13 protein-coding genes are annotated in these 13684 nt (G+C 65.0%); 8 read left to right on the plus strand and 5 right to left on the minus strand.

The window, feature by feature from the left end; genetic code table 11:
* Positions 1 to 40: 40 nt before the first annotated feature.
* On the minus strand, positions 41 to 1054 hold the full coding sequence (locus SDENCHOL_RS02340; RefSeq protein WP_154715874.1) for a carotenoid biosynthesis protein: 1014 nt from the start codon (positions 1052 to 1054) through the stop codon (positions 41 to 43).
* Positions 1055 to 1113: 59 nt separating this feature from the next.
* The gene (locus tag SDENCHOL_RS02345) at positions 1114 to 1503 is read right to left on the minus strand and encodes a hypothetical protein (protein ID WP_154715875.1); all 390 of its coding nucleotides are present in this window, start codon (positions 1501 to 1503) and stop codon (positions 1114 to 1116) included.
* Between the two features lie 125 nt (positions 1504 to 1628).
* Between SDENCHOL_RS02345 and SDENCHOL_RS02350 the strand changes: the two genes are divergently transcribed.
* The 4 genes from SDENCHOL_RS02350 (at position 1629) to SDENCHOL_RS02365 (ending at position 5396) form a co-directional block, all read left to right on the plus strand.
* Positions 1629 to 2078 carry an acyl-CoA thioesterase gene (locus SDENCHOL_RS02350; RefSeq protein ID WP_154715876.1) on the plus strand — a complete coding sequence of 150 codons (450 nt, stop codon included), beginning with the start codon at positions 1629 to 1631 and terminating at the stop codon, positions 2076 to 2078.
* Positions 2079 to 2167: 89 nt separating this feature from the next.
* The gene (locus tag SDENCHOL_RS02355) at positions 2168 to 3271 is read left to right on the plus strand and encodes a TIGR03857 family LLM class F420-dependent oxidoreductase (protein ID WP_154715877.1); all 1104 of its coding nucleotides are present in this window, start codon (positions 2168 to 2170) and stop codon (positions 3269 to 3271) included.
* Positions 3272 to 3330: 59 nt separating this feature from the next.
* Positions 3331 to 4230 carry a DMT family transporter gene (locus tag SDENCHOL_RS02360; protein ID WP_154715878.1) on the plus strand — a complete coding sequence of 300 codons (900 nt, stop codon included), beginning with the start codon at positions 3331 to 3333 and terminating at the stop codon, positions 4228 to 4230.
* Positions 4231 to 4256: 26 nt separating this feature from the next.
* Positions 4257 to 5396: a Y-family DNA polymerase gene (locus SDENCHOL_RS02365; RefSeq protein WP_154715879.1), complete on the plus strand. Its 1140-nt coding sequence runs from the start codon at positions 4257 to 4259 to the stop codon at positions 5394 to 5396.
* Between the two features lie 39 nt (positions 5397 to 5435).
* On the opposite strand, the gene htpX is transcribed toward SDENCHOL_RS02365, so the two are convergent.
* The 3 genes from htpX to def all read right to left on the minus strand — a co-directional run bounded on the left by htpX (position 5436) and on the right by def (position 7844).
* Complete coding sequence (gene htpX / locus SDENCHOL_RS02370; protein ID WP_154715880.1) at positions 5436 to 6284, minus strand: zinc metalloprotease HtpX; 849 nt, start codon at positions 6282 to 6284, stop codon at positions 5436 to 5438.
* 70 nt (positions 6285 to 6354) lie between these two features.
* Positions 6355 to 7323 carry a methionyl-tRNA formyltransferase gene (gene fmt, locus SDENCHOL_RS02375; RefSeq protein ID WP_154715881.1) on the minus strand — a complete coding sequence of 323 codons (969 nt, stop codon included), beginning with the start codon at positions 7321 to 7323 and terminating at the stop codon, positions 6355 to 6357.
* Positions 7323 to 7844, minus strand: coding sequence for a peptide deformylase (gene def / locus SDENCHOL_RS02380; RefSeq protein WP_154715882.1), 522 nt, complete (start codon positions 7842 to 7844; stop codon positions 7323 to 7325). Before def ends, fmt begins: the two co-directional genes overlap by 1 nt.
* 214 nt (positions 7845 to 8058) lie before the next feature.
* On the opposite strand from def, the gene SDENCHOL_RS02385 reads away from it, so the two are divergent.
* The 4 genes from SDENCHOL_RS02385 (at position 8059) to SDENCHOL_RS02400 (ending at position 13544) form a co-directional block, all read left to right on the plus strand.
* Positions 8059 to 9144 (plus strand): LysM peptidoglycan-binding domain-containing protein, encoded by a 1086-nt coding sequence (locus tag SDENCHOL_RS02385; protein WP_197706818.1) that lies wholly within the window; start codon positions 8059 to 8061, stop codon positions 9142 to 9144.
* A gap of 29 nt (positions 9145 to 9173) precedes the next feature.
* Complete coding sequence (gene dprA / locus SDENCHOL_RS02390) at positions 9174 to 10319, plus strand: DNA-processing protein DprA (RefSeq protein WP_154715884.1); 1146 nt, start codon at positions 9174 to 9176, stop codon at positions 10317 to 10319.
* A 42-nt stretch (positions 10320 to 10361) separates the two neighbouring features.
* Positions 10362 to 10844, plus strand: a complete 483-nt coding sequence (locus SDENCHOL_RS02395; RefSeq protein WP_154715885.1) for a DUF494 family protein — start codon at positions 10362 to 10364, stop codon at positions 10842 to 10844.
* A 90-nt stretch (positions 10845 to 10934) separates the two neighbouring features.
* The gene (locus SDENCHOL_RS02400) at positions 10935 to 13544 is read left to right on the plus strand and encodes a DNA topoisomerase III (RefSeq protein WP_154715886.1); all 2610 of its coding nucleotides are present in this window, start codon (positions 10935 to 10937) and stop codon (positions 13542 to 13544) included.
* Positions 13545 to 13684: the final 140 nt, after the last annotated feature.

Consider the following 13684-nt stretch of genomic DNA (forward strand, 5'->3'; position numbering starts at 1 on the left):
GGGCATCGCATGCGCCTGATCGCGGTACGGCGCGGTCAGCTCAGGCCGCCTGCTTTTCCAGGGCCTGGCGGGACATTTCATGCCCCAGCGGATGCGGCTGGTAGCCCTGTTTTTCGAGGAAGATCTTGATCAGCACCAGCAGCACCACGCCGCCGGGGCCGAACAGGCCGAAGACGATCACGTCGTCGCGCTGTTGCATGAGGATTTCCTGCGACATGTAGTTGGTGAACCAGGTCGCGTACAGCGCCAGCGGGATGTAGATGTCGAGATACCTCGAGCGCACGTGGCGCTTGGACGGCGTGGTCTGGAGGATATAGGTCCAGGCGATCATCATGGTGAAGCCGCAAATCCACCAGCCGAGGAAGTTGGTGATCGGCTCGCCGCTGCCGGCCAGCCAGGGATAGACGCCGCCATTCACATGCCAGGTGAAGTTGCCGGCTTCGACCGAGATCGGATCGACGATGAAGTCCAGCACCACGCAGAATAAACCGCCCAACGCCGAGATCAGGGTGATGTTGATGAAGCGCTTGAGCTGCGAAGGCTCGCGACCCATCTGTTCGCTGGGCAGCAGGTAGAGCACCATGTAGAAGGCCGGATAGGCGAAGGATTCCCAGCCCAGCGCCACTACCCAGGGCACGCCGAGGAAGTGGCCGAGCAGCACGGTGTCGCTGTAGTGATAGGGGCCGAAAATGCCGCCACCGGAGAAGTTGGTGCCCAGCCATTCAAAAAACCAGGCGATGGTGAAGCCGACGCCGATGCAGGCGATCGTCCGCGCCCAGCCCTTGACGACGCTGGAATGCCAGATGACGATGCTGATGCCGAAGAAGGTCATCCACAGATTGGTCAGTACCTGGGGCTGGGCCACCGGCGCCTCCTTGGCCGATTCCCACCAGATCTGCATCTGTTCGGGACCATGCAGCAGGCGCAGGCTGAACAGGACCAGGGGGATGCCCAGTGCGCCGAGCAGGGCCAGCCAGAAGACGCGCTTGCCGCGTTCGGCTTGCTCAAGCGAGTAACCGTAAGTCGGTTGCAGTGCGGAAAGTTTGGAAGTCATGATGATCTAATCTATCGTCGGATTGCAGGAAACGGGAAAAGTGAAAGCCGGGCCGCTGCTTACCAGCGCTGGCGCGAAGTGAGCTGGTCGCGTACCAGGGGCGGCGCCGAGACCACCTGCCAGGCGCCGTCCCGCTGCTCGACCACCACGTGCTGCACCTGGCTGACCTTGAGGCCATCCTTGACGTGGCTTTCATCCGGTTCGGTGCGCGCCAGTTGGCCGGTGACCAGGATCTGCGCCGGGTTGTCGGCGGACTTCACCGTGGAGATGACGTGGCGATTGAACAGAAAGCCCTGGTCACGCAGGCTTTTCAGTACCTCGGTGCGCTCGGGCAGGTCGGTGCCGACGGCCGTGGAACATCCTGCCGTGGCGATGACCATGGAACCGGCAATCGCTGCCATAATCAGGCGCAGTTTTCCTTCGCCGCCTTCGCCGGAAAAAACGCTCATTTTTCTGCTCCCCTTTGCAAAAATTCTTGAAAAGCCGGCGATTCTATAGGAAGCGTCAAAGTGAACAAGCAGGAAACTGCCCGATCTGGTGAGGGTTCCGCTGCCGGCATGTCGGAGGTGGCCGCATGAGCGGCGCAAGACACGCCCCCGCCCTGTTGTCGGCACAGTCCTATCCCTTTGCCATGGATATCGTGCCGCGCTATGCCGACATGGACATCCTCCGGCACATCAACAATCTCTCGCTGGCCGAGTATCACGAGGAGGCGCGCACGCGCTTTCTCATGACGCTGTTCGGCGAGGATTTTCTGTTCCGCAAGCGTGAGTACCGCCTGCTGCCGGTGCGAACCACCTACGATTACCTGCGCGAGGCGCATTATCCGCAGCCGCTGGAAGCGCGGGCCGGCGTTGCCCGCATCGGCAATTCCTCCTTCGAGGTGGCCATGGCGCTGTTCCAGAATGAGCAGTGCGTTTGCCTGGCGACGGCGGTGACGGTGCAGGTGATGGATGGCAAGGCCGCCGCGCTGACGGCCGCGCAGCGGGCGTGCCTGGAGCGCGGCCTGTTACGGCGCGGCTGATACCGGCTATCGGTCCGGTTTCGGCTTCTGCCTCGGCGCCGGCTTTCGGCCATAATCCGGCGCTTCAGAGACCGCGCAAGGAGATCGATGTGAGCGATGTGATTGACGTGAGCACTTCCCGCTATCCCGAACTGGGCTGCTACCTGCTGCCCGGCCACACCCGCACGCCGGCCGATCTGCTTGATCAGGTGCGTGCCGCCGAGGCGCTGGGCCTGGGCACGGCGTGGATTTCCGAGCGCGTCGATGTCAAGGAAATGGGCGTGCTGGTCGGCGCGGCGGCCGCCGTCACGCAGCGCATCCGGATCTGCGCCGGGGTGACCAATATCAACACCCGTCATCCCATCATCACCGCCAGCCTGGCCAGCACCGCCAGCCGCCTGTCGGGCGGGCGCTTCGCGCTGGGCGTCGGGCGCGGCATCGGCGTGAGCATGGCCAGTTGGGGCGTGCCGGTGGCGACGAATGCCATGCTGGAGGATTTCGCCGGCCTGATGCGCCGGCTTTGGGCGGGCGAGCGGGTGTTCGGTCATGAAGGCGCATTGGGCAGCTATCCTTACCTGCATCAGGCCGACTGGCTGGATGAAGCCGGGAGGATTCCGCTGCTGCTCGGCGCCTACGGGCCGAAAAGTCTGGAACTGGCCGGGCGTTGCTTCGATGGCGTGATCCTGCCGACCTATTTCTCCGATGCGGCGGTGAGCCGCTCGGTGGAACATGTCCGCCGTGGCGCGGAACTGGCCGGGCGCGATCCGTCCAAGGTGAAAGTCTGGGCGATGGTGGCGACCGTCTGCGATCCGGATGAGGAACGCCGTTTGCGTTCCATCGTCGGGCGCATGGCGACCTATCTGCAAGCCCCCGATCTGGCCGAACTGCTGATCGCCATCAATGGCTGGGATGCGGCCGTGCTCGACGACTTCCGCGCCGCCCCGGTGGTGGCCGGCATGCGCGGCGGTATCGACAGCACGGCCACGCTGGACGAGCTGCGCGAAATCGAAAAACTGATTCCGCCGGAGTGGTTTCCCGCTGCCGTGGGCGATGCCGCCACCTGCGCGCAGCGCTGGCTGGATCAGTTCAAGGCCGGCGCCGATGGCATGATCATCCATGCCAGCACGCCGCAGCAGTTTGAGCGCATCCTGCCCGAGTACGAACGCATCCGCGACACGGCGCACCTCGCCGGGCGCGGCAAGCCGCCGGCCTGAGTCTCTGCCGCTTTCCTCTTTCCTGATTGCACTGCTCGCGGCCGGGCCGTGGCAGCACGATGTCTGCGTATTCATTGATGCGGCACAATCCTTACCTGCAACTGCATCTGTGCGTCCTGCTGTGGGGTTGCACGGCCATACTCGGCAAGCTGATCACGCTGGCGGCGATACCGCTGGTGTTCTGGCGCGTGCTGATCGTCAGCCTTTGTCTGGTGTCGTGGCGGCCGCTGTGGCGCCGTCTGGCCGGCGTCCCGCGGCGCGATCTGTGGTTGGCGGCCGGCAATGGCCTGGTCATCACCGTGCATTGGCTGTTCTTCTACGGCGCGGTGAAGGTGGCGAATGCATCGGTGGCGGCGACCTGCCTGGCCCTGGCGCCGGTGTTTCTGGCCTTGTTCGAGCCGCTGCTGCTGAAGCGGGCGTTTAACCGCCGCAACCTGTTGATCGGCGTGCTGGCGCTGCCTGGCGTGGCGCTGGTAGTGGGCGGCATTCCGCAGGGGATGCTCGCCGGCTTCCTGCTCGGCACGCTGGCGGCATTGCTGGCCGCGCTGTTCAGCAGCCTCAACAAAGGACTGGCCGAGCGCATGCCGGCCCTGCCGCTGACCATGATCCAGATGGCCAGCGGCACGCTGCTGCTGGCGTTGCTGATTCCGCTCTGGCCGCTGTTCGGCGCTGAGTCGGCGTTCCGCTGGCCGGGTCCGGGTGATCTGGGTTGGCTGCTGTTGCTGGCGCTGGCCTGTACCCTGCTGCCCTTTGCCCTGATCGTCATCGTGCTGCGGCGGCTGAGTGCGTTCAGCGTGCAGTTGGCGGTGAATCTCGAGCCGGTCTATGCCATTGCGCTGGCGGCGCTGTTGCTCGATGAAACGGCTGAATTGCACTGGCCGTTCTATCTGGGCGTGGCGCTGATACTCGCCGCGGTGCTGGGGCATGCGGCCTGGCAGCGCCGATGCGCCGAGTGTTGAGTGCCGATTGCTGAGCGCCGGATGGCATGAGCACGCGCTGCATCGCCCATCTCGACATGGATGCCTATTACGCTTCCGTCGAGCTGCTGCGTTACCCGCAATTGCGCGGTCTGCCGGTGGCGGTGGGCGGGCGCGGCGAGCATCGACCGCAGCAGCTGCCCGATGGGCATTGGCAATATGCGCGGCTGCGCGATTACGTCGGCCGCGGCGTGCTGACCACGGCCAGCTATGAAGCCCGCGCGCTGGGTCTGCATTCCGGCATGGGCACCATGAAGGCGGCGCGCCTGGCGCCCGAGGCCATCCTGTTGCCGGCGGATTTCAGCGCCTATCGTCACTACTCGCGGCTGTTCAAGGCGGCGGTGCGGCAGATCGCGCCCTTGATCGAGGATCGCGGCATCGACGAGATCTATATCGATCTGACGGCATTGAGCGCGAGCGAATCCGCCGGATCGTTGGCGCGGCGCATCAAGGCGGCGGTGCGCGAGGCTACCGGCCTGAGCTGTTCGATCGGCATCGCGCCCAACAAGTTGCTGGCCAAGCTCTGTTCCGAGCTGGACAAGCCCGACGGCATTACCTTGCTCGAAATGAGCGAGCTGCCGACACGCATCTGGCCATTGCCGGTCGGGCGCATCAACGGCATCGGGCCGAAAGCGGCGGCGCGTCTGGCCGGGCTGGGCATACAGCGCATCGGGCAACTGGCGGCGGCTGATCCGGCCGGGTTGGTGGCACAGTTTGGCCGCAGCCAGGGGCGCTGGCTGCACGAGGTTGCCAACGGTATCGACGCGCGGCCAGTGCAGACCGAGGGCGAACCCAAGTCGTTCAGCCGCGAAACGACTTTCGAGCGCGATCTGCATGCGCGTGAGGATCGCGGCGAGCTGGGCGCCATCTTCACCGCGCTTTGCCGCCAGCTCGCCGCCGATCTGGCGCGTCATCGGGTGCTTGGCCGCACCGTGGGCATCAAACTGCGTTTCGACGACTTCCGCACGGTGACGCGCGATCTCAGTCTGCCTGTCGCCACCGCCGATGCCGCCGCCATTCGCCAGGCCGCCGGCCTGTGCCTCAAGCGCGTACCGCTGGAGCGCCGGCTGCGGTTGCTGGGGGTGCGCATGGGCAGCCTCCAGTCCACCGACAGGCCGCAGGCCGAGTTGCCGTTGCTGAATGAGTGAGAACGCGTTCCGGAGCGTGCCGGGTACCGGGTGGATCGATCAACGCCCCGGGCGCATCGCCCGCAGTCGCGCCACGCGCTCCTCGGTGGCCGGGTGGGTTGCGAACAGCCCGGCCATGCCGCGTCCGGAGAGCGGATTCATGATCATCATCTGGGCGGTTTCCGGATGGGCTTCGGCGCTCATCATCGGCACGCCGCGCGCATGGGCGTCGATTTTCACCAGCGCATCGGCCAGCGCATCGGGGTCGCCGCAGAATTCGGCGCCGCCGCGATCGGCTTCGAACTCGCGGGCGCGCGAGATCGCCATCTGGATGAGGGCCGCAGCCATGGGCGCGAGCAGGGCGACGAGGAGGCCGACGATGGGGTGCGAGCGGCCTCCCGAGCCGCGGCCGCCGAAGAGCAGGGCGAAGTTGGCAAGCGCTGAAATGGCGCCGGCCATGGTCGCGGCGATGGTGGAAATCAGGATGTCGCGATGCTGGACATGGGCCATTTCATGCGCCATCACGCCGCGCAGCTCGCGCTCGGTGAGCATCTGCAGGATGCCGCGGGTGGCGGCCACGGCCGCATGTCGCGGATTGCGCCCGGTGGCAAAGGCGTTGGGCTGGGCTTCGTCGATGATGTAGACGCGCGGCATCGGCATGCCGGCGCGCTGGGCGATGTCCCTGACGATGCCGTAGAGATAGGGCGAAGTGCCGGCGTCGACTTCCCGGGCCTTGTACATCTTCAGCACCATCTTGTCGGAGAACCAATAGGCGAAGACGTTCATGCCGCCGCCGACGAGCAGCGCCAGCAGCATGCCGGATTGCCCACCGATGGCCGCGCCGATCATGCCGAAGAGGGCGACGATGGCGGCCATCAGGATGGTGGTCTTGAGCCAGTTGCTGAACATTTTTCAGTGCAGTGCAGTGAGGAAGGAGGGACGGCGGTTAGATGGCGTCAGCCGGAGAAAATTCAAGCCGTCAGTCAGTGTCGGCGTGGAAGCGGGCGCCGGGAGGCAGCGCAAAGCCGGCGAGGAATTCGCGCGCGGGCAGGCGTTTGCCGCCGGATTTTTGCAGTTCTTCCAGACGCAGATTGCCGCTCCCGCAGGCCACGACCACGCCGGCGGCGTCCGCGGAAAGGATGCTGCCGGGCGGTGGCTGTTCAGTTGCAGCCGCAGCCGCAACCGTATCGGCGGCCAGCGCTTCGGCGCGCCAGATTTTCAGGGTGCTGTCATCGATCCGGGCAGTGGCTCCCGGAAAAGGATCGAAGGCCCGGATCTGACGCGCGAGGGTTTCCGCCGCTTGCCGCCAGTCGAGCGCGGCTTCGCTTTTCAGGATCTTGGCGGCGTAAGTCACGCCTGCTTCGGGTTGGGGCGTGGGCGCCAGCGCGTCGAGGTCGGCCAGGGCCTGGGTGATGAGCCGGGCGCCTTGCGCGGCGAGCTTGTCATGCAGGCTCGCCGCCGTGTCGTCGGCCGCGATGGGCAGGGATTCGCGCAGCAGCATGGCGCCGGTATCCAGCCCGGCATCCATCTGCATCAGGGTGATGCCGGTTTGCGCATCGCCGGCTTCGATGGCGCGCTGGATGGGGGCTGCGCCGCGCCAGCGCGGCAGCAGCGAGGCATGGATGTTCAGGCAGCCGCGCGGCGGCAGATCGAGCACGGCCGGCGGCAGGATCAGGCCGTAGGCAGCGACCACCATCAGTTCGGCGCCGGCCGCCACCGCCGCGCGGATGGGTTCATGGCTGGCGGGGTCTTTCAGACGCTCGGGCTGGTAGATGCTCAGGCCATGCGCCAGCGCGAGGGTTTTCACCGCACTGGGCGTCGGTTGCATGCCGCGTCCTGCCGGCCGATCGGGCTGAGTGAGCACTAACGTCACTTCATGTCCGGCGGCCAGGATGGCGGTCAGGGCCGCAGCGGCGAACGCCGGCGTGCCGGCGTAGATCAGTTTCATCAGGCGATCACGCGCTCATGGTGCTTGACGCGCTGCTGCTTGTTGAGCCGGGTCTTGATGCGCTCCTGCTTCAAACGCGAGAGATATTCGACGAATACCTTGCCGTCCAGATGATCCAGTTCGTGCTGGATGCACACCGCCAGCAGGCCGTCGGCCGCCAGCTCGAAGGTCTCGCCGGCGAGATTCTGCGCGCGCACGCGCACTTCGGCCGCGCGGACCACCGTCTCATACACGCCGGGCACCGACAGGCAGCCTTCCTCGCCTTCGCATTCGCCGGAACGTTCGAGGATTTCCGGATTGATGAGAGTCAGCAATTGGTTCTTTTCTTCGCTGACGTCGATCACCACCAGACGCACGTGGCGGTCGACCTGGGTGGCGGCCAGGCCGATGCCGGGGGCGGCATACATGGTCTCGGCCATGTCGGCTGCCAACTGACGGATGCCGTCATCAACGCGCTCGATCTGCCGCGCCTTGATGTGCAGGCGCGGATCGGGATAGCTGAGTATGGGAAGAAGTGCCATGGCGAGTCCGTGAAATATTTTCCGATGAGTGTTGCCGAATTAGGCTATTGGATGCAGAATTTAATATGAATCATCAATTGTGCGGTATGCGTGTACGCATATATATGCGTATATATGCGTGCGGCGGGGCATATTGCTCGATCGCGACCTTGGTTCGCGGCTTCTTACGAAGGGTGCCACAATGACTGTGACCACGAAAACAAGAATTATATCTGTGCTGTTACTGGCTTATTCAAGCCTGACCCTCGGTTTGGCCAGCCCGGCGGCGCTGGCGCAGTCTCAATCTCAACTTCAATCTCAATCGGCCGAAGCGGCGGCTGCCACCCAGGGCAATGTGCTGGAGCTTGCCGAGAACGCGCCGGATCGTCATGTCGTGGTGCGGGGCGATACGCTGTGGGGCATCTCCGGCATGTTCCTCAAGCAGCCCTGGCGCTGGCCGGAAATCTGGCGTCTGAACAAGGCGCAGATCAAGGATCCGCACTGGATCTATCCGGGCCAGATCGTCTATCTCGATCGCAGTGGCGACCAGCCGCGGCTGCGCATCGGCACGCCGGTGGCTTCCGGCCCGGCGAAAGTCTCGCCCAAGGTGTATGCGGAAGACAACCTGGCCGCCATTCCGAGCATTCCGCAGAAGATCATCGAGCCCTTTCTGGTCCAGCCCAGGGTGATCGAGGCCGGCCAGCTCGACGGCGCGCCGCGCATCGTCGCCACCCAGGAAGACCGGGTGGTGGTCGGCACGGGCGATCTGGCCTATGTGACGGGATTGCAGAGCAAGCAGCCCAACTGGCTGATCTATCGTCCCGGTCAGGCGCTGATCGATCCGGAAGATGGCCAGGTGCTGGGTTATGAGGCGTTTTATCTCGGCAGCGCGCGACTGGTGCGCGAGGGTGAGCCGGCCACGCTGGAAATCACCCGGGTCGCTCAGGAAATCATGCGCGACGACCGGATCGTGCCGGCTCCGCTGCCCGAACTCATCAATTATGTGCCGCATGCACCGGAGGTGCCAATCAGGAGCCACGTGATGTCGGTATATGGCGGTGTGGCCGAGGGCGCGAGTTATTCCATCGTGACGCTGTCGCGCGGGGCCCTCGAAGGCATGGAAGTAGGGCATGTGCTGGCGCTGTCGCGTACCGGTGCGCGGGTCATGAACCGCTTCCAGGATCAGCAGGAAAGCTACCAGTTGCCGGATGAGCGCTATGGCCTGGCCTTCGTCTTCCGGGTCTTCGAGCACGTTGCCTACGCGCTGGTGATGAACGTCAACCGGCCGGTGATCGTCGGCGATCTGGCGGCCACGCCATAAGGACCGAGACCGCCAGGGCAACAGCAAGCATGACCGCGCCCGACGCGGAACTGGCCGACTGGCTGCGGCTGGCGCTGACGCCGGGCATCGGCGGTGAAACCCAGCGCAGCCTGCTGGCCGCCTTCGGTCTGCCCGCCCATGTCTTTGCCAGCAGCCTGAGCGCCCTGCGGGGTGTCGTCGGCGCGCCGCGCGCCGAGCGCCTGCTGCACAGCGATGCCGGGATCGAGACACAGATCGCCACCGCGCTGGCCTGGGCGACCGAGCCGGGCAATCACATCCTGACGCTGGCCGATGCGGAATATCCGCAAGCCCTGCTCGCCAGCGCCGATCCGCCGATACTGCTGTATGCCAAGGGGCGCTGCGAGCTGCTCAACCGCCCGGCGCTGGCCATCGTCGGCAGTCGCAACGCCACGCCGCAGGGCGAGGCGAATGCCGCCGCCTTTGCCGCCAGCTTCGCGGCCGCCGGTCTGACGGTGGTCAGCGGCATGGCTCTGGGCATCGACCGCGCTGCCCATCAGGGCGCCCTGACGGCCAAGGGAGAGGCTGCCGGCTCGACCATCGCCGTCATCGGCACGGGCGCCGATCGCATCTATCCGGCGCGCAATCGTGAACTGGCGCGGCAGATCGCCGTGGAAGGCCTCATCATCAGCGAGTTTCCGCTCGATACGCCGGCGCTGTCCGGCAACTTTCCGCGTCGCAACCGCATCATCGCCGGTCTTGCCCAGGGCTGTCTGGTGGTCGAGGCGGCGGCACGCAGCGGTTCGCTGATTACCGCGCGGCTGGCGGCCGAGGCCGGGCGCGAGGTGTTCGCCATTCCCGGTTCCATCCATTCGCCGCTGGCCAAGGGCTGTCACCAGTTGATCAAGCAGGGCGCCAAGCTGGTCGAGTCGGCGCAGGATGTGCTTGAGGAACTGGCCTGGCAGACCCAGGCGGCGCCAGTCGCCGTCAGCCCTGCCGCAGTGCCTGAAACGGGCAGCTTGCCGGAGGATGGCGCGGATGCCGCCGCCACGGCAAACCTGCTGGATTGCCTAGGATACGATCCTTGCGCGCTGGACGTCCTGGCCGAGCGCAGCGGCTTGACGGCCGATGCGCTTCTTGCCATGCTGCTGCGACTCGAACTCGACGGCCGGATTGCCAGCCTGCCCGGCGGCCGTTACCAGCGTCTGACGAAATAGCGTTCGCGGCAATACCCATCAATCCTTCGACAAGTCAGAAACATGTTCGACGTCCTCGTGTACCTCTTCGAAATGTATGCCCAGCCTGGCGTCTTTCCGGCTTCGGGCGTGCTGATGCGCAAGCTGTCTGCGGTCGGTTTCGAGCAGAAAGATATTTCGGCGGCCCTCGAATGGCTGTCCGGCCTGGAAAACCTGGCCGAGGAAGATTACCGTCATCATCGTCTGGTCGGCGCGCAGGACGTGCGGCCCATGCGCATCTACTGCGAGCGGGAAATGGCCAGGCTGCCGGCCGAGTGCCGCGGTTTTCTGGGTTTCCTCGAAGATGCCGGCGCGATCGACGGCGTGCTGCGTGAAATGATCATCGAGCGCGCCATGGTCTTGCGCGATCCCGGCGTGCCGCTGGCCAAGCTGAAAATCATCGTGCTGATGGTGCTGTGGCGCCGCCATCCAGCGATGGAATCGCTCGACACCCTGCTGCTCGAAGAGCTGTTGTCCACCGAAGACGGCTTGCCCGTCCTGCACTGACGCGGCGTTGCCTGACGCTGCGGCTTGCCAGTGGCTGTCGGGTGCGCTTATGATGCCGCGCTTCTACCGGCCCGAATTACCACACCGCCCATGAGCAAACAGTTGATCATCGCCGAAAAACCCTCCGTCGCCCAGGACATCGCCCGGGCGCTGGGTGGTTTCACCAAGCAAGGCGAGTACTTCGAAAGCGAGCAGTACGTGCTTTCCTCGGCCATCGGCCATCTGCTCGAACTGACGGTGCCGGAGGAATACGAAGTCAAGCGCGGCAAATGGTCGTTCGCCCATCTGCCGGTGATTCCGCCGCACTTCACGCTGAATCCGATCGAGAAGACGGCCGATCGCCTCAAGCTGCTCACCCGCCTGATCAAGCGCAAGGACGTGACCGGCCTGGTCAACGCCTGCGACGCGGGCCGCGAGGGCGAACTGATCTTCCGCTACGTCGCGCAGCATGCCAAAACCGACAAGCCGGTGCGTCGCCTGTGGCTGCAGTCGATGACCCAGGGCGCGATCCGCGACGGCTTCGCCCACCTGCGCAGCGACCAGGAAATGCTGCCGCTGGCCGACGCCGCGCGCTGCCGTTCCGAGGCCGACTGGCTGATCGGCATCAACGGCACGCGCGCCATGACGGCCTTCAACTCGAAGGAAGGCGGCTTCCACAAGACGCCGGTCGGCCGCGTGCAGACGCCGACGCTGGCCATCCTCGTCGAGCGCGAGGAAAAGATCCGCAACTTCCAGCCGCGCGACTACTGGGAAGTCGAGGGCGAATTCGGCGCCGTCGCCGGCGCCTATCGCGGCCGCTGGTTCGACGAGAAATTCAAGAAAAGCGACGACGAGCACGCCCGCGCCGAGCGCCTGTGGGACAAGGCGCGCGCCGAAGCGATCCGCCAGAAGTGCCTCGGCAAGCACGGCACGGTCGAGGAAGAAAGCAAGCCGGCGACGCAGCTCGCACCCCAGCTCTTCGACCTGACCTCGCTGCAGCGCGAGGCCAACGGCCGTTTCGGCTTTTCCGCCAAGGCCACCCTGGGCCTGGCGCAGGCGCTTTACGAAAAGCACAAGGTGCTGACCTACCCGCGTACCGATTCGCGCTGCCTGCCCGAGGACTACATCGCCAACGTCAAGGAGACGCTGGCGGTCTTCGGCGAGCGCAATTACGCGACGTTTGCCGGGCAGATTCTCCGCAACGGCTGGGTGCATCCGAACAAGCGCATCTTCAACAACGCCAAGATCAGCGACCACTTCGCCATCGTGCCGACGGCGCAGGCGCCCAAGCACCTGTCCGAGCCCGAACAGAAGCTCTACGATCTGGTCGTCAAGCGCTTCCTGGCGATCTTCTATCCGGCCGCCGAATACAACGTCACCACGCGCATCACCCGCGTCGAGGGCGAACCGTTCAAGAGCGAAGGCAAAGTGCTGGTCATACCCGGCTGGCTCGCCGTCTATGGCAAGGAAGCCCAGGTCGATGCCGACGAGAAAGGCGAAAAGGGCGAGAAGGGTGAAAAAAGCGGCGGCCAGCAACTGGTGCCGGTGCAGAAGGGCGAGCGCGTCTGGAGCAACGACGTCGAAGTCAAGGCGCTGGCCACCAAGCCGCCGCCGCGTTTCTCCGAAGCCACGCTGCTCTCCGCCATGGAAGGCGCGGGCAAGCTGGTCGACGACGAGGAACTGCGCGAAGCCATGTCGGCGCGTGGCCTCGGCACGCCGGCGACGCGCGCGGCGACCATCGAAGGTCTGATCCAGGAAGAATACATCCACCGCAACGGCCGCGAACTGCAGCCGACCGCCAAGGCTTTTTCGCTGCTCTTCGTGCTGTCCAGGCTGGGTGTCGACGAACTGCGTTCGCCGGAGCTCACCGGCCATTGGGAATACAAGCTCAAGCAGATGGAAGGCGGTCAGCTTGCGCGCGGCGAGTTCATGAAGCACATCATGGACCAGACGCAGGAAATGGTCGACCGCATCAAGAACGGCGAATTCCCCGACGAAGCCTTCAGCACGCTGAAAGCGCCCTGCCCGAAATGCGGCGGCGTGATCCAGGAAAACTACAAGAAGTTCCAGTGCAAGTCCTGCGACTTTGCGCTGTGGAAGGTCGTCGCCAGCCGCCAGTACGAACCCGAGGAAGTCGAAGAACTGCTGACCAAACGCACCATCGGTCCGCTGCAGGGCTTCCGCAGCAAGATGGGCCGGCCGTTCGCCGCTGTCATCAAGCTGAACGACGAGCATCAGCCTGAATTCGATTTCGGCAACAGCGACGCCGAAGGCGAGGAACCCGATTTCAGCGGGCAGGAGCCACTGGGCGCTTGCCCCAAATGCGCCGGCCGGGTGTTCGAGGGGCCGATGGCCTATGTCTGCGAAAAATCCGTCGGTGCGATGAAAAGCTGCGATTTCCGCTCGGGCAAGATCATCCTGCAGCAACCCATCGAGCGCGAACAGATGCGGAAGCTGCTGGAAACCGGCAGGACCGATCTGCTCAAGGACTTCGTTTCGTCCCGTACCCGCCGCAAGTTTTCGGCCTATCTGGTGCGCGGCAAGGATGGCAAGGTCGGCTTCGAGTTCGAGGCGCGGGCACCGAAGGCAGCAACCGCCAAGACTGCTGCTGCGGCAGCAGTGGATGGTGCAGATGGTGCGGCACCGCCGGCCAAGGCCAAGACGGCTAAGACTGCCAAGGTAGCCAAGACCACCAGAGTGGCTGCCAAGAAGAAAGCCTGAGGATCAGAGTTGTCTTGGTGGAGCGCCGATGCCGGGATTTCGTCTCGGTGGGTGCCCGACGAAGCGCGCATCATCGTCATTCCCGCGAAAGCGGGAATCCAGTACGTTCCTGGGTCCCCGCTTTCGCGGGGACGACGAAT

The sequence above is a fragment of the Sterolibacterium denitrificans genome (assembly GCF_900174485.1).
Lineage (GTDB): Bacteria > Pseudomonadota > Gammaproteobacteria > Burkholderiales > Rhodocyclaceae > Sterolibacterium > Sterolibacterium denitrificans.